19 protein-coding genes, 1 other RNA gene and 2 pseudogenes are annotated in these 23994 nt (G+C 46.7%); 11 read left to right on the top strand and 11 right to left on the bottom strand.

Annotated features, from left to right (window positions below):
* The first annotated feature begins 40 nt into the window (after positions 1-40).
* The 5 genes from CWE13_RS00315 (at position 41) to CWE13_RS00295 (ending at position 2883) form a co-directional block, all read left to right on the top strand.
* Positions 41-613 (top strand): Panacea domain-containing protein, encoded by a 573-nt coding sequence (locus tag CWE13_RS00315; RefSeq protein ID WP_126805359.1) that lies wholly within the window; start codon positions 41-43, stop codon positions 611-613.
* Positions 588-980, top strand: coding sequence for a hypothetical protein (locus CWE13_RS00310; protein ID WP_126805358.1), 393 nt, complete (start codon positions 588-590; stop codon positions 978-980). The genes CWE13_RS00315 and CWE13_RS00310 overlap by 26 nt, the downstream gene beginning before the upstream one ends.
* 391 nt (positions 981-1371) lie before the next feature.
* Entirely contained in the window at positions 1372-1590 is a 219-nt protein-coding gene (locus tag CWE13_RS00305; RefSeq protein ID WP_126805357.1) for a helix-turn-helix transcriptional regulator, read from the top strand.
* A gap of 105 nt (positions 1591-1695) precedes the next feature.
* Positions 1696-2484 (top strand): hypothetical protein, encoded by a 789-nt coding sequence (locus tag CWE13_RS00300; protein ID WP_126805356.1) that lies wholly within the window; start codon positions 1696-1698, stop codon positions 2482-2484.
* A gap of 6 nt (positions 2485-2490) precedes the next feature.
* The gene (locus CWE13_RS00295; protein WP_126805355.1) at positions 2491-2883 is read left to right on the top strand and encodes a HEPN domain-containing protein; all 393 of its coding nucleotides are present in this window, start codon (positions 2491-2493) and stop codon (positions 2881-2883) included.
* Positions 2884-2892: 9 nt separating this feature from the next.
* On the opposite strand, the gene CWE13_RS12545 is transcribed toward CWE13_RS00295, so the two are convergent.
* The 6 genes and pseudogenes from CWE13_RS12545 to CWE13_RS00275 all read right to left on the bottom strand — a co-directional run bounded on the left by CWE13_RS12545 (position 2893) and on the right by CWE13_RS00275 (position 6760).
* The gene (locus CWE13_RS12545) at positions 2893-3429 is read right to left on the bottom strand and encodes a tyrosine-type recombinase/integrase (protein ID WP_420837029.1); all 537 of its coding nucleotides are present in this window, start codon (positions 3427-3429) and stop codon (positions 2893-2895) included.
* Between the two features lie 45 nt (positions 3430-3474).
* Positions 3475-3660 (bottom strand): annotated as a pseudogene (locus CWE13_RS12730) (phage integrase central domain-containing protein); the annotation flags it as partial.
* A 185-nt stretch (positions 3661-3845) separates the two neighbouring features.
* A pseudogene (locus CWE13_RS12725) lies at positions 3846-4047 on the bottom strand (Arm DNA-binding domain-containing protein); the annotation flags it as partial.
* Positions 4048-4398: 351 nt separating this feature from the next.
* Positions 4399-4757, bottom strand: a transfer-messenger RNA (tmRNA) gene (gene ssrA, locus CWE13_RS00285).
* 165 nt (positions 4758-4922) lie between these two features.
* Positions 4923-5522 (bottom strand): NAD(P)H:quinone oxidoreductase, encoded by a 600-nt coding sequence (wrbA, locus tag CWE13_RS00280; protein WP_126805354.1) that lies wholly within the window; start codon positions 5520-5522, stop codon positions 4923-4925.
* Positions 5523-5545: 23 nt separating this feature from the next.
* A complete protein-coding gene (locus CWE13_RS00275; RefSeq protein ID WP_126805353.1) occupies positions 5546-6760 on the bottom strand; it encodes a GNAT family N-acetyltransferase/peptidase C39 family protein in 1215 nt (404 codons plus the stop codon).
* 190 nt (positions 6761-6950) lie between these two features.
* Between CWE13_RS00275 and purM the strand changes: the two genes are divergently transcribed.
* Both purM and purN read left to right on the top strand, forming a co-directional pair.
* Positions 6951-7991 carry a phosphoribosylformylglycinamidine cyclo-ligase gene (gene purM, locus CWE13_RS00270; RefSeq protein ID WP_126805352.1) on the top strand — a complete coding sequence of 347 codons (1041 nt, stop codon included), beginning with the start codon at positions 6951-6953 and terminating at the stop codon, positions 7989-7991.
* Positions 7991-8656 (top strand): phosphoribosylglycinamide formyltransferase, encoded by a 666-nt coding sequence (gene purN, locus CWE13_RS00265; RefSeq protein ID WP_126805351.1) that lies wholly within the window; start codon positions 7991-7993, stop codon positions 8654-8656. The genes purM and purN overlap by 1 nt, the downstream gene beginning before the upstream one ends.
* Before the next feature lie 93 nt (positions 8657-8749).
* Here the strand turns inward: purN and CWE13_RS00260 are convergent, their stop codons facing one another.
* Positions 8750-9772 (bottom strand): DUF3108 domain-containing protein, encoded by a 1023-nt coding sequence (locus tag CWE13_RS00260; RefSeq protein ID WP_126805350.1) that lies wholly within the window; start codon positions 9770-9772, stop codon positions 8750-8752.
* Positions 9773-9952: 180 nt separating this feature from the next.
* Between CWE13_RS00260 and fadE the strand changes: the two genes are divergently transcribed.
* Positions 9953-12388: an acyl-CoA dehydrogenase FadE gene (gene fadE, locus CWE13_RS00255; protein ID WP_126805349.1), complete on the top strand. Its 2436-nt coding sequence runs from the start codon at positions 9953-9955 to the stop codon at positions 12386-12388.
* 322 nt (positions 12389-12710) lie between these two features.
* Here the strand turns inward: fadE and CWE13_RS00250 are convergent, their stop codons facing one another.
* Positions 12711-13295: an acyl-CoA thioesterase gene (locus CWE13_RS00250; protein WP_126805348.1), complete on the bottom strand. Its 585-nt coding sequence runs from the start codon at positions 13293-13295 to the stop codon at positions 12711-12713.
* Positions 13292-14224 carry an isopenicillin N synthase family dioxygenase gene (locus tag CWE13_RS00245; RefSeq protein ID WP_126805347.1) on the bottom strand — a complete coding sequence of 311 codons (933 nt, stop codon included), beginning with the start codon at positions 14222-14224 and terminating at the stop codon, positions 13292-13294. The genes CWE13_RS00250 and CWE13_RS00245 overlap by 4 nt, the downstream gene beginning before the upstream one ends.
* 192 nt (positions 14225-14416) lie before the next feature.
* On the opposite strand from CWE13_RS00245, the gene CWE13_RS12670 reads away from it, so the two are divergent.
* Together CWE13_RS12670 and CWE13_RS00235 are read left to right on the top strand one after the other, a co-directional pair.
* Positions 14417-18349, top strand: a complete 3933-nt coding sequence (locus tag CWE13_RS12670; RefSeq protein WP_126805346.1) for a S8 family serine peptidase — start codon at positions 14417-14419, stop codon at positions 18347-18349.
* Between the two features lie 108 nt (positions 18350-18457).
* Positions 18458-18904: a hypothetical protein gene (locus tag CWE13_RS00235; protein ID WP_126805345.1), complete on the top strand. Its 447-nt coding sequence runs from the start codon at positions 18458-18460 to the stop codon at positions 18902-18904.
* A 59-nt stretch (positions 18905-18963) separates the two neighbouring features.
* Here the strand turns inward: CWE13_RS00235 and rrtA are convergent, their stop codons facing one another.
* Positions 18964-19536: a rhombosortase gene (rrtA, locus tag CWE13_RS00230; protein ID WP_126805344.1), complete on the bottom strand. Its 573-nt coding sequence runs from the start codon at positions 19534-19536 to the stop codon at positions 18964-18966.
* Positions 19537-19542: 6 nt separating this feature from the next.
* Positions 19543-22047, bottom strand: a complete 2505-nt coding sequence (locus CWE13_RS00225; protein WP_126805343.1) for an alpha/beta hydrolase family protein — start codon at positions 22045-22047, stop codon at positions 19543-19545.
* Between the two features lie 314 nt (positions 22048-22361).
* Between CWE13_RS00225 and CWE13_RS00220 the strand changes: the two genes are divergently transcribed.
* Positions 22362-23918 carry an AbgT family transporter gene (locus CWE13_RS00220; protein ID WP_126805342.1) on the top strand — a complete coding sequence of 519 codons (1557 nt, stop codon included), beginning with the start codon at positions 22362-22364 and terminating at the stop codon, positions 23916-23918.
* Positions 23919-23994: the final 76 nt, after the last annotated feature.

Below are 23994 nucleotides of genomic sequence, written 5' to 3'. Positions count from 1 at the left end.
CAGCAATCTGTATGATGCGCCCATCAAAGCAGGAGCTAAGATGATCATATCGAACGAGCGAAACAAGCTAATCAATGCTATTTGCTACTTTTCAGAAAATGTCGAAAAACTGGGAAAGACTAAGCTTTGCAAGCTTTTATACTTCCTAGACTTTCGCCACTTCAGAGATACAGGCCGTCCAGTCACCGGCCTTAATTACTATGCATGGCCAATGGGCCCAGTGCCCGCAGAGCTTTACAATGAAATCAATAATCCGAAAGAAGATTTAGCAGCGAGCATAGAATTTCGTGAAACTACGGCTTATCGCGGAAAAATGCTGACTGTAACTAAAAAATCCGACACCGATACTTCTATCTTCACTCGGCGAGAACTGAGTATGTTGCGTGAGCTCTCGGAGAAATACAAAACTGCAACCGCTGATGAAATGGTCGAAGAAACCCACCTGGAGAATCAGCCTTGGCATCAAGTTTTTGAAGTTGAGGGCAAACGCCAATCACTCATTCCGTACGAACTAGCTGTTAGAACTGCGGAGCATGAAATGGTTATGAGCGTCTCTAAGGATCGGCAAGAGCTTATGGAGAAGCTAAGTGGTACCAGGCAGCATATTCTTTGATCGCGATTTTCACTTTAATGACGGTGAATCAGGCGAAAAACTATTTGTAGCGCTAGGAAACCAGAACGGTATCCATCTAGTCGCTAAAACAACATCTAAACAGCATGGCCGTGGCACTACCTACGGCTGTCAAGCTGATCGCTTCTTCAATTTTTTCCTTCCTAAAGGCTGTTGCTATCTAAAAGAGTCAACTTGGGTTTGCTTAAATGAGTTTTACTTGTTCAATAGCGCCGAATTACTTCAAAAAAGATTCGGCGGCACCCTAAATGCAGTCTGTACGCTCGACGATGTTATCTTTCAACAACTTGTGGACTGCGCAAAATGCAGTGAAGATATATCGGAAGAACAACTTAACCTCATTAGTTAATGCCGCTACATGCGGCATCTAGCCCAATTTCTGACCTCAACAGCATTATACCAACGAGATAGCCACCACCCCACTATAACCCCAGCAAGACCTGAAACAACAAATCCACCTCCAGCCATAACCACTAATAAAATGGTAACAATTAGAACTACACCGAAAATAGTGTCACGCGCCATCGATTCGCTTCATTTCAACATGATAACGTTCACGTGCTGGGGCATTTCGCTAAAGCCAAGGAAATTCTAAATGACGTAGCTAGGCCTAGCTTTAATCAATCACTAAAAAGAATTAAACGAAGCTGCGACCGCGGTTGAAAGAATCAAAGAGCTCGACTGGGCTCATCTGAAATCAGTTAAATGATAAGAATTTTAAACTTTAAAATGTGAACGACATGAGCAATGAAAAACACCAGAAGCCACTGCGATTCCTCGATATGAAGGAAGTTATCGACCGAGTAAAGCTCTCCAATGCGACAATTTACAATCGCATAGCTGCAGGAGAGTTTCCACGGCAGATTAATTTATGTGGTAAACGGGTAGCGTGGCTGGAGTCTGAAATTGATGAGTGGATTACAACAAGAGTACAGTCATGTCAGTCAAGAGTAGTCTGATTGACAAAACTATAGAGGTTGACTATTCTTCTGCGCTAAATTAACTTAAATAAGCCATGCGTGCTAGCTTCACTCCTCCTAGATATGCCTAAACAAGGAATATAAATGTCGCTGAAACCAGCTGAGTCTAATGTCCAAGGATTGTTCAAGCAGATACAGGAACTTTTTAACCAAGAAGATCTTAACGAGTTTCGAGTCAGGCTTTTGAAGCGCGAGGTTGATAAACTTCCTTTAGTTGAGCACCAAGTAGCATTGAAAGCCTTGTTAGCTCTTGCGGAAGGTAAAATATTAGAGGCAAAAGTAGAATCCGACAAACTTCTCAGCTTCTCTTCAGTCGACCCGGCTTCAATTCAAAACGTTTGCTACTATTTATCCTCTGAGGGTGAATATTTGTCATCCATAGAGCTATCGGTTGATGCTGCCAAGCGTTTTCAAATGCCCGAAATATATTTTTTGGCCATTGAAAACTTGATGGATGCTTACAGATTAAGTGAGGCCAATATATTATTACAAAAGGTAGAGCCTATGGTATCTGGGTTGAGCGACGTTTCGAAACAGAGGTTTTCCGATTTTAGGCAGAAGAGCCATGCTCTCTTATTGATGCTTGAAGAAGCTGAAGTTGACGAAAATAGTTTGCTTGAGATGTATGACGTTGCAGCCTCGATCCCTGCTCAAAATAAAGTGTTGACCTATTATAGTTCAGTTATGAAGTGCCACGATTCCAAAGGTTTATTTATTACTTTAGGAGTTAGCCAATTAGTCGCGCACAAAGTTGCTGACTGGAACTTCGAACTTGCTGATAAATTGATGAAGCTTGAGTCTTTTGATTCGCGTTTAATATTTTTATTCGAAACAACCGAAGATAAAGTTCAACTTTCTGGCGCAGAGGAGTAATTAGGCATGGCAACCACCCCCTCTGACCTAATTCAGTTAGCGAACGAGTCCTTGAAGGCAAATTCTGAAGTTAGCTACAGGAACGCAGCCAGCCGTGCCTATTACGCACTATTCCATGAAGTTACATCCAGACTTACTAATTTGCCTGATCGCAAAGAATCAGGCACTCATGAATCTCTTATTACATACTTAAAAACTTGTAATTCTGGAGAGGAACCTTATGACATTAAAGAGTTAGAAAACATTGGTTACAAATTAGGACAATCAAAGCTGTACAGAGTCGAGGCTGACTATAAACTCGACGATTCTTTCCCTCAGGCAAAAGGACAGCGAGCCGTAGATTTCGCCAAAAAGGTTATGCAGCAAGCTCAATCATCTATGAAGCGCGCAGCTTGTTAGATAGCTCGACTATGCTTGCATCATTTCTGTTCTTTGGTCAAGGTGCATAGGCCTGTTGTAAGCCCTTGCGTTCGCATCTTTCACAGCATGCCCCAGTTGTTGTTCGATATATTCAACCCGGTACCCTAATACTTCATCTAAGATTGTACGTGCCATGGCACGAAATCCATGAGGCGTCATGGCCTCGTTATCATAACCAAGAGTTCTCAGTGCTGTTCGAACAGCATTATCAGACATTGGCCGGCTAAGCCCTCTAGAAAATGGGAAAATGTATTTTCCACTGCCGGTATGCGGATAAAGCTCCTCAAGTATTTTTAGCGCTTGATTTGAGAGCGGTATGATCAGTGGCTCCCCTATTTTCATCCTGCTAGCTGGTAGCTCAATACGTCGTTCATTCCAGTTTACTTCAGCCCATTCCATGTGACGAAGCTCACCTGGTCTGCAAAATAATAGCGGTGATAAGCGAAGTGCTGCTTTAACCAATGGAGTTCCTTGGTACCCTTGTATAGCGACTATAAGTTGCTTCGCTTCTTTAGGATCTGTAATGGCGGGGAAGTGACTCTTTCTTGGGCTTTTTAAAGCACCTCGTAAATCAGCGGCTACATCCCTATCCGCCCTACCAGTTGCTATGGCAAAGCGGAATATCTGACATGCAACCTGCTTTATACGGTGCGCCGTTTCAATAGCTCCCCGCTTTTCCACTCGACGCAGAACCGCAAGCAACTCGGGCGCGGTAACCTCGGAGATAACTCGTTTACCAATAGCTGGTACCAAATCTCTTTGATAGCTTGAGTAGTGCGATCAACGTGCATTGCACTTAGGCCTTCAAGTTTTGCATTCATGAATTCGTTGGCCACGGCCTCAAATGTGTTTTTCTCTGCGACTCGTTGGTTAATCTGCCGTGTTTGTTTTTCCATAGATGGATCTAGGCCATCAATGAGTAACTTTCGTGCGTCATCACGTGCTAGCCTTGCTTCCTTGAGCGATAATTCTGGATACACACCAATAGCGAGCAATTTTTCTTTGCCCGCATAGCGGTATTGTCATGCGCCAATACTTGCGCCCAGTAGAGGTTATTTGAAGAAATAAACCTTGCCCATCGTAAAGCTTAAAAGGTTTATCTGCTACTTTGGCATTATTAATCTGCGTAACGGTTAATGGCATCGTGATATTTTCCGGTATCCAATCTCTGTTAGAGATTGTCCGGAATTGGGGGGGTTCAACAAGCGAAATGGGGTATTGAATTCGCATGCAAAATGATGCGAAATATGGCAGGGTTTCGGCAATTCAATGAAACTGCTGTGCTACGCCGCCTATACTTAAGCGCCGTTTGGCGTTGGCAATTTCTAAAGTGGGGTATCAGTTTTCGGAATAGCCAGAGATACCCCCAAATGTACCCCAAAAAATAGCTAGATTTGGCTGTTCTGCATAAGACTACATTTTACTACAGGCAATAAAAAACCCAGCAATTACGCTGGGTTAGTAGACAATATTAGACTTGCCTAGTCTTTGATATGGTGGAGCTGGCGGGATTTGAACCCGCGTCCGCAATACCTACATCCTCGGTCCTACATGCTTAGTCAGTCTTTTAATTAATCATCAAGACGCCGACAGACAGGCTTCTATAATGACGAGCCCGATTAAGTTTAACGGTTCAGCTCCGGGCGAAGCATCCACGCGAGTCTACATTAGGGTTAGCCGTTCTGGTCCAGTCTCGCAGACAAAGCGCTGGGGAACGGGCTTAGCGGGTTATTAAGCCGCTAGAGCGTAGTTGTCGTCGTTTGCAACTATAAAGTTGAGGCTTTTTACGAGGCCAGCCTCACCTCGGCATGCACCTTGGGTTTCATGTATCCCGTCGAATCCGGATCAGCCCCAAAGGTTTTGTAATCACCGTTTTACTTGCTTAACGCAATCTCTCAGTGCTTACCTTACTAAGACATTATACCTGAGTATAAGTTCGTGGGCTACAAACCCTTTACGAATAAAGCGCTTATAAAGCGTTAGCCGCCCACTTTTCATACAACAAGCCGCTTCTTTTACTACGCAGAAAGCTTCTTCGCTATCTTGGCAATATGCTCACCCTGGAAACGCGCACCATCCAATTCATTTTCAGAAGGAAAACGCGAACCATCACCCTTGGCCATAGTAGTCGCACCATAAGGCGAGCCGCCGGTAATTTCATCCATGTTCATTTGCCCGGCAAAGCTATACGGCAAACCTACCACTACAAAACCTAAGTGCAGGAGTACGGTATGGAAGTTCAACAATGTTGATTCTTGGCCACCATGTTGGGTTGCGGTTGAGGTAAACACGCCCCCTGCTTTGCCAATTAAATCGCCGTTGGCCCACATGCCACCGCACTGATCGAGGAAGTTCTTCATTTGTGAAGCCATCATGCCGAAGCGTGTTGGCGTGCCAAAAATAACCGCATCGTATTCTTTCAAATCATTGGGCTTGGCGATTTCGGCGCTTTGATCCATTTTATAGCCCGAGCTTTTCGCTACTTCTTCTGGAACGAGCTCCGGTACGCGCTTGATATCAACATCAGCTCCACCGGCGCGTGCGCCTTCTGCCACGGCTTGCGCCATTTTCTCAATGTGTCCATAACTTGAATAATAAAGTACTAGAACCTTAGCCATTACAACTCCTGTTTTATCACTGTTTATTGAGCATCGTTGCTCAATACCACCGCTGCCCGCAACCGCGAACTACCATAAGCAAATGCTTTTTCAAAAATGGTACGCGGAATCGGCAGATATTGACGTTCTGTTATCGTTTGCCAAGGTAACAAATCATCGTCTGGGTCGTTTATATAAATGTATTCTTCGTCCATTGCGGTGATTAACACCCAATGCGGCGCTTTTGAGCTATCAAATTGATACGTGCTTATTAATGCAATAATCAATTTTCCGGCATTTAGATCATCATCAAGCTGCGCCAAACTGTAATCGAGGTTATGTATCGCAACTCCAGCTTGCTGTAACGCATAAATATCCGCCTCTTGCACCCGGCTCATTACTTCGCGTTTGCTATCGCTGCGCACGGAATCAAGCAACACTGGCCCTGCTTGGCTCACCCATAACTCGGCTTTTAACCCACGGCGCAACGCAGCGCGCGCTAAACCATGAGGGCCGCAACCACCGTGGCCGGATGTCATATAAATAGTAGTGGCCTCGCGCCATATTTCAAGTTCTTCATGGGGCGGCGAATACACCGGTTTACCAAACCACGCTAAGGCCATAATCAAGCTGGTGGGCCCACAGGTAAAAGGTGTGGTTTGCGTAAGATGCGGCACCAAATGCGGCACGTTGGCCGAATCGAAGAAATGCAGCTGTTTTTGCAGCACAATGGCATCGGAATGATCATCGTAATAATCTTCCCGCAAGCCCAAATGCACAAAACCGAACTGATCAAAAAATTGTAGGCCTTGGTTATTATCAGCTTTGGTTTCGGTGCGTAAGAATAAACAATGCTCTTCTTTGCCGCGCTCAATGCAATATTGCATAAGTTGTTTGCCGTACCCCAAACCTTGCAGCTCGGGATCTACCGCAAACGAATACAACCGGCACAAGCGCGTGGCTTGGCGGAACAACAGAATGGCGTAGCCTAGAATGGGGTTGTGGCTGGTTTGCTCGCTCGCGCTCTGGGCAGGCTGCGCCCGGCGAATCACCACAAAATCGCCCTGATCGTGTTGAATAAAGCGCTTAAAACTGCGTTTACTCATGGCATCGTAAGGAAAACAAAGCTGATCAATGCGCAGCAGATCGGGCACATCCTGCAATTGCGCAGGCATAATCACTACATTGTTATCACCAGCTGGAGTAGCTGTTACCACTTTATCAGCCTTCGCCAATGCCTTATTTACCGCGCCTTTCACTGTACATCCTTACCTAACATCTTTCTTAGCAAATGCAAAAAATAGGTGCCTATTTAGCGCCCTTTTTATCCTACAAACAAGATGCACCATAAAAAATTTATAATAAGCATTCAAGCTAAGGCCCAGTGCTGTTAAAATGCGCATCCAACACATTGCACACTGGTTGGCAACAGCCGCAAGAGGACCTCCCGTGAACAAAGATAAACCTTCACTCAGTTACAAAGATGCTGGCGTTGATATTGATGCTGGTAACGCTCTGGTACAACGTATTAAGCATGTTACTCGCCGCACTACTCGCCCTGAAGTAATGGGTAGCATTGGTGGGTTTGGCGCGTTGTGCGAAATTCCTGAAGGTTATAAAAAGCCGGTATTGGTTTCTGGAACCGATGGTGTGGGCACCAAATTGCGGTTGGCAATCGACCTGAAAAAACACGATACCGTGGGTATCGATTTAGTGGCCATGTGTGTAAATGATTTAATTGTGCAAGGCGCTGAGCCGTTATTCTTCCTGGATTATTACGCCACCGGCAAACTCGATATCGATGTTGCTGCTGATGTGGTTGCCGGTATTGGTGAAGGGTGTATGCAATCAGGCTGTGCGCTTATCGGTGGTGAAACTGCTGAAATGCCAGGTATGTATGAAGAAGGCGATTACGATTTAGCCGGCTTCTGTGTAGGTGTGGTAGAAAAAGACGACATCATTGATGGTAGCAAAGTAGCGGCTGGCGATGCCTTAATTGCTGTAGCTTCAAGTGGCCCGCATTCAAACGGCTATTCATTGATTCGCAAAGTAATTGAAGTAAGCGGCGCCGATTTAAACGAAGCGTTTCATGGTAAACCATTAGCTGATCATTTAATGGCGCCAACACGCATTTATGTGAAGCCAACTCTTGAACTTATCAAGCAAGTAGATGTGCACGCGATTTCGCACATTACCGGCGGCGGCTTCCAAGAAAATATTCCCCGGGTATTGCCAGAACATTGCAAAGCAGTGGTTCAGCGCGATAGCTGGCAGTGGCCGGTAATTTTTAGCTGGTTACAAGAAAACGGCAACATTGAGCGCAATGAAATGTTCCGCACCTTTAACTGTGGCGTAGGCTTGGTTATTGCTGTGCCGGCTGATGCCGCTGAGAAAGCCGTTAAGCTTCTGAACGATGCCGGCGAAAGCGCATGGGTTATCGGTGCTGTAGCTGATCGCAATGGCGATGAAGAACAGGTTGAATTCGCCTAATGCCTGCAGCTATCGCAAACCCGATGAAAAAACGCATTGTGGTGCTAATTTCTGGCACCGGCAGCAATATGCTGAATATTGCTGAGCATTGCCAGGATAACAAGATCAACGCTGATGTGGTGGCGGTGATTGCCAACCGCGCTGATGCCGCTGGTTTAGCGAAAGCGGCTGACCTTGGTATTGCCACTGAATTTGTGCCGCATACCAGTTTTGCTGATCGCGAAGATTATGATCAAGCGTTAGTGGAGCGTGTGCAAAGCTATCAGCCCGATCTGATTATTCTTGCCGGTTTTATGCGCGTGCTTACCCCAGTGTTTGTATCCGCCTTTGCCGATCGCATTATGAACATTCACCCTTCGTTGCTTCCTAAATACAAAGGCATGCACACGCACCAGCGCGCCCTTGATGCCGGAGACACAGAACATGGTGTCAGTGTCCATTTTGTTACTGAAGAGCTTGATGGCGGCCCGGTAATTTTGCAATCACGGATACCGATTTTCCCGGAAGATACGGCTGAAGATCTGCAAGAACGTGTACACGAGCAAGAATATCGCATTTACCCACTGGTGATTCGTTGGTTCTGTGCTGATCGCCTGAAGCTCACTGAAGAAGGTGCGGTGCTCGATGGTGCCCTGCTCGGCGCAGAAGGTTATGCGCCTGAGTAAATGCCGCACGAGAATGCTTAGCAAAACTCACATAAAAAAAGCACCGCAAGGTGCTTTTTTTGTTTAAACGCTTTTGCCAGAGAACGCGTGGCCTCAACCACCCTCGTAAAACTGCAAATCTGTAAGCACTAAACGCAACTGCTCTTTGCCTTCTTCGATTTGTTGCATGCCTACTAGAGTGTAGTTCAAGCTTGGGGCAAACCAAAAATAGGTTTGCCGGCGATTGTGATCACGCACCCGCTCTACTTTGATCACTGGCATAGCTTCACCGCGCACCTGCATGGTTTCTTCGCCGGTAATCGCAAACTCATAACTTTCGTTGCGGCCATCTTCATCAATTAACTCATACGCAAAGGTTTGCGCCTCGGCAATAGCCACATCGATTTGCAGTTGATGCAACACCGCATTGGCATCAAGCAAGTGTTCACGCCATTCCGCAGTTACTTCTTCGCCATCGAGGGTTTTTAATGTTTTTTCAGCGCGTTGGAAGCGCACACGATAATCTTGATCAGAGCCGGTACCACGGCGCGCGTATTCATACGTAATTGGCTCTACGTAATAGCCGTTCATTTGAAACAAGCTATCGTTGTAGCGTCTATCGGAAAGGAACAGAATCGAAGCGCGGGTGTTGGTTTGATAACGCCACTCGCCCGCTGCGTTTACGGTAAGTTCGCGCTCCGCCGTGCCATGTGTGCGGCCGCGGCGATTTAGATCATAAGTGGCTTTATAGGGTTGGGTTATTTGCGTGGCGGTTTCAATCCACTCTAAGCTTACCGCCGTATTCTTTGTAGTAAGTTCAGTTGTAGCAGGTTCAGTTGTTGTGAGTTCACTGGCTGCACGTTCCGATTCACCAGCAGCAGCCGGTTGCGAAACAAGCATGCCACCGGCAATTAATAATCCGAAAAGCATGGTTCTTGTAATAAAACTGCTCCCCACAACAGCGTAAGCTATTCGTGCACGCATGCAGGCTCTGTGAAGAGCCGCTTTTGCACTTACGTTTGCAATTACGGCAAGATGGCGCACAGGAATTGCTGGCACTTGCGTTAGCGTGTTCGTTGACGCATTAACGAAAGGGTTAATGCGTTCGGAGCGTTGCAGAAAATACATCAATTGCATAACCCGCCTGTTTATCAGGATAAATAATTGCGAATGGTGAATAACACTTTTTCAGACCAAAAATCAGGCTACAAGTTCATTTACAGTTAGGCTATCGAGTTTACACAGGGCTTGCAAATTAACTTGAATTGCACTACTTTAGAAGATTACTGGTCTGACCTCAAACCTCAGGAGATACAAATGAGTGTGGCTATTTGGTGTATTGCTACCTTAATTATTTTAGGTGCCTTACTTTATCATCGCGCATCACTGCGCACGTTTACGCTAGGTACTATTTTAATGCTCGCAATCGGTACCTTTACCGGTTTGTTTGCATGGGTTCCTTGGGTTATTGCTGCGGTTATTTTGTTGCCGTTTAACCTTCCTTTTATTCGCAAGAACATTTTGGCGAAGCGTATTCTTACGGTATACCGCAAAATCATGCCAGAAATGTCGCAAACCGAGCGCGATGCGCTTGAAGCCGGCACGGTATGGTGGGATGGCGAAATTTTCCGTGGTACACCAAACTGGAAAAAAATGCACAGCATTCCAGCGCCGAAGCTTTCTGCTGAAGAGCAATCATTTTTAGACAACCAGTGCGATGAAGTTTGCGCCATGTTGGATGATTGGAAAGCAACGCACGAGCTTGCCGATATGCCAGAAAACGTTTGGCAATATCTGAAAGATGAAAAATTCTTCGCCATGATCATCAAGAAAGAATATGGCGGTTTAGAGTTCTCAGCCTATGCGCAATCACGCATTTTACAAAAGCTTGCCGGCCACTCTACTATTTTGGCCAGCACCGTAGGTGTGCCTAACTCGTTAGGCCCAGGCGAGCTATTGCAGCATTACGGCACCAAAGAACAGCAAGATTATTATCTTCCACGCTTGGCAAACGGCCAGGAAATTCCGTGTTTCGCATTAACAAGCCCGGAAGCTGGCTCTGATGCGGGCTCAATTCCGGATACCGGTGTTGTGTGTAAAGGCGAATGGGAAGGTAAAGAAGTTCTTGGTTTACGCCTTAACTTCAACAAGCGCTATATCACGCTTGCGCCAGTAGCCACGGTTGTTGGTTTGGCGTTTAAAATGCACGATCCAGATGGCTTGATTGGTGATACTAAAGATATCGGTATTACCTGTGCGTTATTGCCGCGCGATATCGAAGGCATGACCATTGGCCGCCGCCACTTACCATTAAATGTTCCGTTCCATAACGGCCCTATTCAAGGTAAAGATGTATTTATTCCAATGGATTTCATCATTGGTGGCCAAGCAATGGCTGGTAAAGGCTGGCGCATGCTGATGGAATGTTTATCAGTGGGCCGGGTTATTACCCTACCTTCGAACAGTGCCGGTGGTGCGAAATCACTTGCGTTGGTTACCGGTGCTTATTCGCGCATTCGCCGCCAGTTCAAATTACCTATCGGTAAAATGGAAGGTGTTGAAGAAGCCATGGCACGTATCGGTGGTAACGCCTACTTGATGGACGCGGTAACCAAGTTCTCTACTACTGGTTTAGATCTTGGTGAGAAACCTTCGGTTATCTCAGCAATTTCTAAATACCACATGACTGAGAAACTGCGCCAAGTAATGAACGATGCTATGGATGTGCACGGTGGTAAGGGTATCTGTTTAGGCCCAAATAACTACCTAGGCCGTGGCTATCAAGGCACGCCGGTAGCCATTACCGTTGAAGGCGCGAACATTCTTACCCGTAGCTTAATGATTTATGGCCAAGGCGCTATTCGCTGTCATCCGTTTGTATTAGAAGAAATGGAAGCGGCGGGAATCAAAGGCAAAGAAGGTTTAGATCGTTTTGATAAAGCCCTTTTCGGCCATATCGGTTTCGTGTTCAGCAATTTTGTGCGTTCCCTTTGGTTTGGTTTCGGCGGTGCGCGCTTTACGTCAGCGCCAGCTACCGATAGCACAGCGAAATACTATCGCTTAATGACACGCTTCAGCTCGAACCTCGCGTTCATGTCGGATGTTGCCATGGGTGTGTTAGGTGGCGAATTGAAACGCCGTGAGCGTATCTCTGCGCGCCTAGGCGATATGTTGAGCTACCTCTTCATCGGTTCAGCCATTCTGAAGCGTTTTGAAGATGATGGCCGCCCGGCGGAAGATTTACCGTTAGTGCATTGGGCTATGCAAGATACCCTACGTAAGCTACAAGAAAGCCAGTTAGAAATGCTGGAAAACTTCGGCACCGTAGGCAGCTTGTTAAAAGGTATGATGTATCCGTTTGGCCGTGTTGTGAAAGCACCTAGCGATAAGTTAGGCCACAAAATCTCACGTATCCTTATGGAACCAAACGCTGCACGTACGCGTTTAGGTGAAGGTCAGTTCCTTTCACCAAAAGGCCCATTTGGTTACCTTGAAGAAGTTTTAGTGGATATCATTGCGGTTGAACCACTGCATGCGAAAGTGGAAAAAGCAGCAGGCGAACGCCTATCCTTTACCCGCTTACATGAAGTTGGCATACGCGGTAAAGAGTTGGGTGTGCTTACGGATGAAGAAGTTGAACTCTTCAAGCGCGCTGAAGAAGGCCGTTTGCGTGTCATCAACGTAGATGATTTCGCACCTGAAGATCTACTAGCGGGCCCTGCGGCTCACGAATGGGGCCGTAACAACGCCTAATTCTTAGCTAGTAATTAGCATAAATAAAAACACCGCACGCTTTACCCTTACAAGTAAATGCCTGCGGTGTTTTTTTATGCGCTAAACACCTTGATTAATTTAAAATAACCCCAAGTAAAGATTCAGTAAACCAAGTTCTTACCCGCGTAAAATACGCTACATTAAAGATGCCGATTGCAACACATCGTGCAAACCCTGATTCACTTGTTAGAGCTGGCCGAATCTTTTGTGGGAGTGAAGGCCATCAGTTGCATGAGCAACTATCCCCCCAAGGCTCGATAAGTGATTTGCGCGCCCCAGTATCTTTGCTGGGGCGTTTTTTTTATCTATCTTCGAGCGAACGTTGAATTTCTTTCTCTTTACGCGCTGTGGCGGAGAGTGAATCGAGTGTTTCTCGCCACTTCTCAACCCATTCCGGTAACGCTGGTGATTCCAGTAGTTCTTCGCTTTTCGCGTTACCTGTTGCCTCAATGAGATCTACCGGCTTCAAACCACCGTGTTTCTTGCTCCAGAACATACCACGGACAACAATTAAGCCGGCAACGCGATCGTTTTTATCCAATATTTTGTGCTCTAGAAACGCCCACTTATCATCCCAACCGAGCAATCGCGTTTCTACATAAAAACGATCAAACGCTTTTAACTGCCGAATAAAACGCGCATTTACATCGCCGATTACCGGAATAAATCCTTTTTTGCGCGCCACACCCCAAGCACCACTGCGAAAGAACCAATCTACCCTGCCTAAATCAGCAAAGGTTAAAAAACGGCCATTGTTCACATGCATGTTGAGATCAAGATCGTTTGGGTATACCCGAGAACAAACACGGAGCGTATCAAACGCTCCGCATTGTGGTTCTTTGCGTCGGCTGAGGAGTATCCAAAATAGCCGAATTAATAAATTCACTTCACCAACCCAATTTCGCGTAAACGTTCCATTAAATAATCATCAGCGGTAATCGGTTCTTGCCGCTTCGGATTTTCAGCGGTAACGCATTGCGGTAACGCATCAATAACCACATCAGGATTAAAATGTAAGAAAAACGGAATGGAATACCGTGATTTTTGATTATGTGGCGCCGGTGGGTTTACTACCCGGTGCGTAGTTGAAGGTAGAACACCATTCGTTAAACGCTGAAGCATATCGCCCACGTTACAGATAATTGCGCCTTCCAAAATCGTTACCGGAATCCAATCGCCTGATTTCGATAATACTTCTAGCCCTGGCTCCCGCGAACCGATCAGCAAAGTAATTACGTTGATATCTTCGTGGGCAGCTGCACGCACTGAAGGCGTACCCTCTTCTACGATTGGTGGGTAATGTAGGGGCCGTAAAATTGAATTGCCTTCATTTACTCGCGAACGGAAATAATCACGCGGCTGGCCTAAGTACACAGCAATACCTTCCAGCACTTGATTACCTAATTCGTCCAGCGCATTGAATAGCTCTGTAGTAGTTTCTTTGAACGAAGGTAACTCTTGCGGCCATACATTCGGCGTTAACTGCGGATACTTTGCATTATCAGCAACTTCCCGGCCTACGTGCCAAAACTCTTTCAAATCCACATGCTTGGCATCTTTCGCAATTTCAGTGCCAAAAGGCGTATAGCCGCGCGCGCCACCCATGCCCGGCTTGTGATATTGCTTTTTCACATCTTCCGGAAGCGCAAACAAATCTCGCGTGGCATCGAGCGCTGCATGAATAGTTTCATCCGGAATGCCGTGATTGGTTAATGCAACAAAGCCGTTCACTTCGTAACCTTCGCCAATGGACTTTACAAAACTATTAAAATCGTCTGCATGCGCCGACATGTCTACATGTGGAATTGATTGCATTTTATATTTCCTACACCGCTGGTATGAGTCTCATTGATCCTGTTAACATTTTGTTACATATTCTGTAACAGAGATACTTAGGGTCGAATCAGAATTAGTTTACTATCGAATGTGTCCGCGTTTTCAGTAGAACCATTATCTCATAATTCTTTAGTAGCGCGGAAGAGTTACCCAAACAACAGGATAATTATAATGAAAAATAGCTTCATTCCCAACTTGCGACCTAACTTGCGACTTAGTTTAGTTGCAGGTGCGGTGCTTTCAGTTGCTTCCGCTGGTGTTTACGCCAATGGCCTTGAGCAAGTGAAAGTTGACGATCGTCTTACACCGCTGAACCAACATACTGCACAAGTTGAAAAGATCAAAGGCACTGCAGAAAATCGTGCCCGTGAAGAAAACTACTACATTGTGGAACTCGAGCATTCGCCAGTAGCCACATATTCAGGTGGCGTTCCAGGTTACGCTGCAACAACGCGCAGTTCAGGGCAAACTTCTCGTGTAGATGTTAGCACTGCCGCCGCAAACGATTATCGAAGCTTTTTGGTGAGTGAACAAACTGCATTCGTTAATCAGCTCCAATCTGTTATTCCACAAGCCCAGCTCGTGCAGAGCATGCAAGGCTTAATGAATGCCGTTATTGTTGAGCTACCAAATTCAAGCAAAGCGATGTCTGAGCTTGCCGCCGTACCGGGTGTTAAACGCGTTTATAAAAATGAGCGCCATTACGCCAGTATGGACGCTTCGAATAGCCTTATTAACGCAGCAGCCGCATGGGACATCGTAAGCGGCCGTGAAAATGCCGGTACTGATATTCGCGTAGCGGTAATTGATAGTGGTATTTTGCCAGATCACCCAATGTTTGCTGCCAATGGCCACGTTCGCCCTGCCGGCTTACCAAACGATGATTACTGTGCAACAACAGAGCCTGCGTTCTGTAACGATAAACTTATCATCGCCCGCTCTTATCCGAACGCTAATTTACCTCTGCACCCTCAAGAAGTAACCACACCACACGATGTAAGTGGCCACGGTACTCACGTAGCGGGCACTAGTGTAGGTAACTTAGTGAGCACAGAGCACGAGCAAGTTGCGTTGAGCTTCTCAGGTGTTGCACCAGGTGCTTCACTAATGGCTTATAAAGCACTGTTTGTTGGCCCTGATGGCCGTTCTTCAGGTTTTAGCTCGCAACTAATGGGCGCACTTGAAGATGCATTTTATGATGGCGCACATGTAATTAATAACTCATGGGGCGGCGCCGGTGGTGCACACCCTTCAACTAGCCCTTACCCGAACATGTTTGCCGCTTTAGAAGCTGCAGGCGTAGTTGTGGTTTCTGCTGCCGGTAATGATGGTCCAGCAGAGCGCACGATTGGTTGCCCAGCATGTGCCGAGTCAGGCCTTGCCGTAGCCAACACACAAACTGGCCGTACTTTCGGTGCGCCACTCAGTGTTTCTGGCCTCGAATTAGTAGCCAGTGTAGGTAACGGCGATTTCAGCATAGAAACGCCGGTAACGGGCCCATTTGCTCCGATTGGCGAAGTAGTTGAAGAAAACTTGCTTGCGTGTGAAAGCTTCACCGATAGCAGCGTTTTTGATGGCCATATCATTATGGTTGATCGCGGCGAGTGTAACTTTGAAACGAAAGCGAACAACCTGCAAGATGCCGGTGCCATTGGTATGATTGTTGCTAATAACGAGATCGGTATTATCAACATGAACATGGCCGCCGCTACACTGCCAAGTGTATCGATTACGCAAACGGATGGTGAAGATGTAGCTGAAGCTTGGGTAGACGGTGATACCGCTACCTTGAATGATGCTCAGCAAATCATTAATTCTGCGAACGTTGATATTATGGCTACCGGTAGCTCACGTGGCCCGAATGCCGATACCTCGTTCTTGAAACCAGATATCGCAGCACCCGGTACTAATATTCTTTCTGCATACCCAACTGAAAGTGGATATGGCGCCATTAGCGGTACCAGTATGGCTAGCCCACATGTTGCTGGTGCAGCAGCGATTATTCGCCAGCTTCGCCCTTCACTGAATCCGTATCAAGTGAAATCAGTGTTGATGACATCGAGCAACCCTGCTGTGCGTATGCAAAATGGCGCTGATCAGGCGAGCCCGTTTGATATGGGTGCTGGCCGGTTAGATATTGAAGCGGCACTGAGCACAGCTGTTGCATTTGATACCGCATCATTATCAGGCACTTCGTGTGCGCCGGTATGTTCGTTCGAACGCACGGTAACGAACTTGATGTCAGAAACCACAGATTGGGCGGTAGAGTTTGTTCCTTTCGATCCAAATCTGGATATTTCGGTAAGCATGAGTGAAATCACTTTAGAAGGTGGTGCATCATCAACTTTCGAAATTGAAATTGATACTACTTACGCTGGCGATGGCTGGCAGTTTGGGCACCTTGTGTTCAACGATTTAAGTGGTAACTATGCCGATGCTATCGTTCCATTTGCGGTACAAGCGGTAAAATCAGATAACGATGATTTAGTTTCTGCTGCAGTTACTTCAGGCCCAATCGTTACGGGTGAAGAAGCAACCTTGCGGGCTCAGATCAATCGCGAAAATCTTGATGGCGAGATTGTGGTTACCGTTGAAGTGCCAGAAACCGCTGAGCTAATTGCGGATAGCATTGATCCAGTACTCATGAATGCTGAAGAAACGAGCTTAGAAGTTGCAGCTGACGGCCGTTCATTTACATGGACAGGTGCGTTTGTTGATGGCGAAGCAAGCACAGAACTGCGCACCGGTGGCTCGTTACCTGTAAATTCAGGTGTATCACTGCGCGACTTACTTACCTCAGCGCCAACACAAGCACCTTGTTCAGATGTTTGTGATGACAACGTGTTTAACTTTGATATTAGCGATGAAGGCGGTTTCATATACAACGGTGTGCAATACACAACGTTGAATATTAGCCCGAACGGTTATATCACTGCCGGCACGCAAACGCATGCGGGTGGTTGGGCGCCACAACAAATGCCATCTGAAACGCCTCCAAACAACGTAATTGCGCCTTTATGGGCTGATTTCGTGGTTGGTGGCGCTGCAGAGGGTGCTATGGAGTTCGCCGTTGTTGCTGTAGGCGACGATAGTTGGTTTATCTGGGAATGGTTCGATGTTCGCACCGTTGATAACGCAGATGACCGCTATACGTTCTCTGTGTGGATGAAGCTTGGAACCGATGAAGTTTACTTCAACTATATCGACGTTCCTGCAACCATCACAGATGAGTACACCGTAGGCTTCGAAGATAGCACTGGTACTGTAGGCTTAACCTACGATGGTACGCTTAGCAATGAGCTACTATTGAAAGCCGAGCTGATTCCTGGTGATTCAATCGTAACCTTAAACTACGATGTAACAACTGGTTTAATGGGCGTTGCACCAACGCTTACTGCTGAAGGCGCACCGAACGACGATATCGCTATCGATTTCAGTGAATTGTTTACGCCAGCTTCAAACCGTGGTTTGAGCAACGTAACACTTGAAAACGACGGCGTTGTGTATGAAGCCTATACACCATTGGTGGTTGAAGAAGGTGACGTGCTTTCTGCTGCAGTAGTGGGGCAAGCTGACCACGGAACAGCGTCTATCGAAGATGGGCAATTGGTATTTACGCCAGCATCTGGCCGTAGCGGTGATTTCACCTTTACTTACCGTGTTGAAGACGATGCAGGCCGCTTTACTATGCCGGGCGAAGTAACCGTTACCGTTACTAACTCTGCACCCGTTGCTGCAGCATCAGCTTCTGTTACTACTATTGAAGCCGGTAAAGAAGGAACCTTGAACGCTTCTGGTAGCTCAGATCCAGATGGTGATCCACTGAGCTATAGTTGGGTGCAAACAGATGGCCCTACAGCGGAGATAAGTAATGCTAGTTCGGCGAGCGCGAGCTTTATTGCACCACGCTCAAACACCGATACTACGCTTACCTTCCAAGTAACGGTTAGCGATGGCGAGTTAAATGATACGGCAACCGTATCAGTAGACCTGCAACGCTATTCAAGCAAGAAATGGTACGAAGGTAGCTTCGGCGCCCTAATCGTACTACTTGGCTTGCCGTTAGTATGGATACGCCGCCGCCAACATGCCAAAAGCATGTAACTTGCTGGTGATAATGTAAAAACTTCATGAAGTTGAAGTGATTAAAGGGGCTTTCGGGCCCCTTTTTGCTACACTAAGGTCAAGTTTTCGATCTAAGGAACAGAAACTATGAAAAAGACATACCTTGCTTTACTCGTTGCCGGTTGTTGCGCAATTATGCTCAGCGCATGCAGTGACAACATGGAAGAACTTGAGCACGCCGGAGAACCTGCTGAGCTTGCACCTGAATATAGCGATACGATTGAAGCTGAGCAGTTGAGTGCCCTTGCTGGTGAGATTTTTCGTTTAGTTGGTACACCCGAAGCGGATAATCCAAGCCAGTGCAAAGCTTTACCATTTGGCGCTAAACCCTGTGGTGGCCCGGCAAACTGGTTGGTTTATTCAACGAAAGTAACTGATTCAGAAGTATTAGAAGAGAAAGTAGAATTGTACAATACCCTCTCGAACCGCTTTAATCAGCAAGAAGGTTTAGTAGGTGATTGTGCGGTAGTAGATGAAGTGAAGCCAAACGTTGTTCAAGGTATTTGTGTGGCATCACCATTGGCTGATATGTAAGCCTTTGCTGGTTATTTAGTATAACGCTGGCGGTAATTTCCAATATCGTTGTGGGAACCTTAGCGCCAGCGTGTTTGTATCAACGCCAGAATTAAACCACCTAAAGCACCAAAGAAGTGCGCAGAAACCGCGAGGTTATCAACGGTTGCCGCGCCTATCGCAACGGGCCCCGCGAAATATTCCCAACTCACTTTCAACATGATGCCGATAAAGAGCAGCCAGCCTAGCTTTATACCTTTACAAATATCAACCACGGCTCCCCACGCAAAGATGCCATATAAAACGCCGGAGAATCCAACGTAGGCCTCAACTTCAGGGTTAAACAGATACATGCCAAGGTTGCTCGCAAACGCTAATAAACCAATCAGTAGCGGGTAGCGCCAACTTGCCGTGTGTTCAGCAAAGAGTAAATACATCACCCAGATACCCGCAATATTTAGCCACAGATGCCCCCAAGAAAAATGTACAAACTGACCACTAAAAAGGCGCCAAAACTCGCCATCAGCAATCGGCGCTCGTTCAAAGGTTAACTGCAGTAAAACACTTTCCGGCAATAAAAATATCGCCAAAAGCAACACTGACACCAATATAGGTGCCAGTGTATATCGCCGGTTTAAAGGCAGCTGAATCATCTATTCTTATTCAGCTTCAGGGTATAAATGATCCCACCATTCTGGCTCGTCTTTTAACTGCTTATCAAACCAAGCCATGTAGGTTGCCCACCAATTTAGGCGCGCTTCACGGCCCATGATATGGTGATCTTGGCCTTTGTATTCCACCAACTCTACTTCTTTATCAAGGAGTTTCAGGGCGGTATACATATTGTGGCTCTCGCCCGGAGGCACATTCGTATCCGCATCACCGTGAATTAGTAACATCGGTGCCGTTACTTTATCAGCATGGAATACCGGGCTTTGCTCGGTGTATAACTCAGGGTTGTTCCACGGGAAGCTACCTTTGCTCGCTTCGCCTGAATACAAGAAGCCCCACCAACCTTGGCCCCAATATGAGGTAATGTTTGAGATACCAGCATGCGACATCGAAGCAGAATACAAATCTGTCATGGTTGCCAATAGCATTGTCATGAAGCCACCATACGATGCCCCCATGTGGCCCACGCGTTCCGCATCTACGAATGGGTGAGCGGCAAGAAATTCTTCGGTGCCTTGAATAATATCTTCCGCGGTATATTCACCCCACGCATTTACATGGCGAGCTGAAAATTCTTGGCCAAAACCGGTAGCGCCGGTAGGTTGCAATACATACACCACGTAACCTTGATTTGCCCACAGGTTAAACGGATAACGGCCAGTGAATCCGCGTTGTACCGGCGAGGTACCACCGTAGTAATACACTAACGCTGGATAGCTTTGGTTCTCATCAAAGTTATGCGGATAATAAACTCGGCCGGCAATTTCATCGCCGTGTTTGTTCGTAAAGTTCCACTCTTCTACCGCATTCAGATCGTTATGCGCATACGCTTCATCGGCACTATCCCAAAGTTCACGTAAACGCCCTTCTTGCAGATCTAAGCTCACCAGCTTCTGTGGCTCGGTTGCACTGGTGCCGCCAATGATGATCCGCGGGAATTGGCTCTGGCTTGCGGCAACTTGATCAACAACCTCTACACCAGCGCTTACCTTAATGTAGCGATTGTTGCGCGTATCGTAGCGATACAACTGGGTAGCATCACGATCGGTAACACGCAGCAATAAATCACCATTACCCAGTGCGGTTACACCACCAATGGCTGGGTTAAACTCGCGGCTTAATGCAACCACAGAATTATCCGCTTGCAGTTGATAAAGTTGGCCATCGTAGTTATTCGATAGCATGTCATCGCTAAGGCCCGGCGCGCGGCCTGCGCCTTCCATAAACTCAGGCCCAGCCGTGATATAAATAGTATCGCCTTGGTAAAGTGCTTGGCTAAACGTACGGTGCGTGCCCAAATCGCGGCGCTCATTCGTAGCTAAGTTCAATTCAAACGCTTCCACAGCGTAATGCGGCGGCGCAGCGTAATCGACTTTGCGAGCACTAACTAAAATGCGTTCGCCGCTATTGTGCACATCCAGCAAACTATGGCCGCTACCCCCTTCTGTAATTTGCGTGAGTACGCCGGTATCAACGGTTAACGTGAATATTTGGGAAACATTGCGGAAGTAACTCCAACGATCTTCGAGTGCTTGATAACGTTTAGTAACACTACTTTCGCTTTCAGCCGATTTGCTCCACCCGAAAATCAGTGAATTATCGGTTAACCAACGTAAACCGCTAGCGCCCGATAACGTGCCGGAAACTTCTTTCACGGATAAATCATTCACATCAAGAATGTGTACTTTTTGGCCACTGATGTAAGCCAGCTTATGGTCTTGCGGATGCCAGGCAAAGTTGCCAACGCTGGTGTTGTTCCAGCGGAACACCACGCGGTTTTCTTCCAAATCACGCAACAACAGCTCGCTTTGCGCTTCGCCATTTTGCTGCCAGCTTTTTCGCACTACCAAATAACGGCCATCTGCCGATACATCAACGCCATTTACCGTGGGGGCATCATATAGCTGAGTAGCGCTCAAACGCCAATCGCTTGGCCAATCACTATTCACTTGGTCGTGTTCAGCTGTGCCCTGCCAATCAAGGTTTACCGCCGACCAATCCTCAACGCCTTCCACTAAGGCAACAAGGTGATGATCACCTGTTTCCAGATGCAATGTAAATTCCGAGCCTGAACCTGAAACTTTCTCGCCGTTCAGGTAGAGCGTTACCTTCTCCACCCCTTCGATATTCATCTTGCCTTGGGTAAAGCGATCAACACGCATAGGCACGCGTAACACGCTCTGGCTACTTTCAGCTTGCAGTGCCGTAAGCGGGCTACCACTCTCGCTGTATTCGAATAACCAAGGACGAACCAAGCTATCACGAATACTATCGGCTTGTGCCGAATCAGAAACCGCAACGGCAGCACTTGGCAACACATGTGCACGCACATCTTCGCGATCAACCGCGAGCGCGGCATGACTTTGCAGCGCCATTACGCCGGCTACTGCGGCTAGTAATTTTTTATACGCGAACGCGTTAAACCCGCGTTTGCGTGGAATACTTGCTGGTTTAATTGCTGTTCTGCTCTGCTCAATTCTCGCAATCGGCATATTTATCGTTCCTATGTTGTCATTTTTGTATGTGTCCATAGTACACAATTTCCTAACTAATCGTGAATACCTGCGACCGACCGCAGATAGCGCACGACAATTATTCATTTCGGGCAGTAAATAAGGCAACACAACACTACCGAAATCGATATGATCCATGTATGCTAATTTGGTTTTTTACCATCTTGTCGCGCAAAACCACAGCTTTTACGTGGCACAACGAAAATTTACTGGCCTATACCAGTATCAATTTCGGTTTTCGAATCGAAGCTAAACAACAATGATAACAGTGGTTAACCACGGGGAACTTCGCTATGAGCGCAGATAATAATGCTACGGGTGCACAAACCGGGCTGCTCAACCGTTTACTCAACAAAGTTGAAGTAATTGGTAACAAACTTCCAGATCCAGCGGTCATGTTTGCTGGTTTATTGGTCATTATTTGGGTTTTAAGTTTAATCTTTTCACAGTTTACCTACACCGAAATCGACCCACGAACAGGCGTTGAAATCACGGTAAACAACCTCCTTGCACCAACGGCAATGGCTAACTTCTTGGCGACTATGGTGAATACATTTATGTATTTTGCACCATTAGGCGTAGTGCTTGTAGCCATGCTAGGTATCGGGGTGGCAGAGCGTAGTGGCTTTATTAACGTAGGTATTAAATTACTTTTGAATACCACGCCTAAAGCGCTGCTTACGCCGATGCTGATACTGGTAGCAATTGTGAGCCATACAGCGGTTGATGCCGGTTACGTGCTAGTGATTCCGCTAGGTGGCGTTATTTTCTACGCCGCTGGTAGGCACCCACTTGCCGGTATTGCCGCAGCATTCGCGGGTGTATCCGGTGGTTTTAGTGCCAACTTCGTACCCAGCGCTATCGACCCGTTACTGCAAGGCATCACAGAAACTGCCGCACAAATGCATAACCCAGAAATAATGCTAAACCCATTAAACAACTGGGCGTTTACTTCTGCTTCGTGTTTATTAGTTGTGCTTGTAGGTTGGTATCTTACCGATAAGGTAATCGAGCCGCGCTTAAAAGGCACTGAAGTTGATGGCGATTCTGATGCCATGCCGCAAATCGAAGAAGTATCACCACGCGATCGCAAAGCGTTCTACAGTGCGGTATTAACCATGCTGTTGGGTGTGATTATTCTGATTGTGGTAACTGTACCTGAAGGTTCAGCGCTACGTGATCCTGAAACCGCAGAAATTGCCTCGTTTAACGCGCCACTAATGCAATCGATTGTACCCCTTATATTCCTATTATTCTGGGTGCCGGGTATCGTGCATGGCTACGTGAGCCGTAATTTCAAAGAATCGCGCGATGTAATTGGTGCGATGACCAAATCAATGGAAGGCATGGCCTACTACATGGTAATGGCGTTCTTCTGTGCGCTCTTTATCAAAGCGTTTGGTGATTCTAACCTCGGTATTTTGCTATCCATTAAAGGCGCAAACTTATTACAAGCGATGGCCTTACCTGGCGGCGTAACCTTGGTAGGTATTATCTTCTTGGTAGCCTTCATTAACCTGTTTGTTGGTTCAGCTTCTGCGAAATGGATGCTTATCGCACCTATTTTCGTTCCGATGTTGATGCAACTTGGTTTATCACCTGATTTAACGCAGGCGGCTTACCGTGTCGGTGATTCTGCCAGTAATATCATCACCCCGCTGCTCCCTTACTTCCCATTGGTTGTGGTGTATTGTCAGCGCTACGTGAAAGGCACCGGTATCGGCACGTTGGTATCGTTAATGCTGCCGTACTCCATTGCACTACTCGTGCTGTGGTCAGCATTCTTGCTGATTTACTGGGGCATTGGTATTCCACTAGGCTTGCAATCTACATACAGCTACCCTGGTTAATCTATAACCACAGCGCTTATGTTATACAAAAAGGAGCTGAACCCAGCATTGGGTTTGGCTCCTTTCTTTTTGGGAA

The organism is Aliidiomarina shirensis (assembly GCF_003987345.1).
GTDB lineage: Bacteria > Pseudomonadota > Gammaproteobacteria > Enterobacterales > Alteromonadaceae > Aliidiomarina > Aliidiomarina shirensis.
Note: the sequence above shows the minus strand (reverse complement) of the source record. Positions and strands in the feature narration are given on the sequence as shown.

What these genes read in the sequence shown, in the direction of transcription:
- CWE13_RS00315 (WP_126805359.1), top strand. Translation starts at nt 41, where the DNA reads ATGATCATATCGAACGAGCGAAACAAGCTAATCAATGCTATTTGCTAC.
- CWE13_RS00305 (WP_126805357.1), top strand. Translation starts at nt 1,372, where the DNA reads ATGAGCAATGAAAAACACCAGAAGCCACTGCGATTCCTCGATATGAAG.
- CWE13_RS00300 (WP_126805356.1), top strand. Translation starts at nt 1,696, where the DNA reads ATGTCGCTGAAACCAGCTGAGTCTAATGTCCAAGGATTGTTCAAGCAG.
- CWE13_RS00295 (WP_126805355.1), top strand. Translation starts at nt 2,491, where the DNA reads ATGGCAACCACCCCCTCTGACCTAATTCAGTTAGCGAACGAGTCCTTG.
- wrbA (WP_126805354.1), bottom strand. Translation starts at nt 5,522, where the DNA reads ATGGCTAAGGTTCTAGTACTTTATTATTCAAGTTATGGACACATTGAG.
- purN (WP_126805351.1), top strand. Translation starts at nt 7,991, where the DNA reads ATGCCTGCAGCTATCGCAAACCCGATGAAAAAACGCATTGTGGTGCTA.
- CWE13_RS00260 (WP_126805350.1), bottom strand. Translation starts at nt 9,772, where the DNA reads ATGCAATTGATGTATTTTCTGCAACGCTCCGAACGCATTAACCCTTTC.
- fadE (WP_126805349.1), top strand. Translation starts at nt 9,953, where the DNA reads ATGAGTGTGGCTATTTGGTGTATTGCTACCTTAATTATTTTAGGTGCC.
- CWE13_RS00245 (WP_126805347.1), bottom strand. Translation starts at nt 14,224, where the DNA reads ATGCAATCAATTCCACATGTAGACATGTCGGCGCATGCAGACGATTTT.
- CWE13_RS12670 (WP_126805346.1), top strand. Translation starts at nt 14,417, where the DNA reads ATGAAAAATAGCTTCATTCCCAACTTGCGACCTAACTTGCGACTTAGT.
- CWE13_RS00235 (WP_126805345.1), top strand. Translation starts at nt 18,458, where the DNA reads ATGAAAAAGACATACCTTGCTTTACTCGTTGCCGGTTGTTGCGCAATT.
- rrtA (WP_126805344.1), bottom strand. Translation starts at nt 19,536, where the DNA reads ATGATTCAGCTGCCTTTAAACCGGCGATATACACTGGCACCTATATTG.
- CWE13_RS00225 (WP_126805343.1), bottom strand. Translation starts at nt 22,047, where the DNA reads ATGCCGATTGCGAGAATTGAGCAGAGCAGAACAGCAATTAAACCAGCA.
- CWE13_RS00220 (WP_126805342.1), top strand. Translation starts at nt 22,362, where the DNA reads ATGAGCGCAGATAATAATGCTACGGGTGCACAAACCGGGCTGCTCAAC.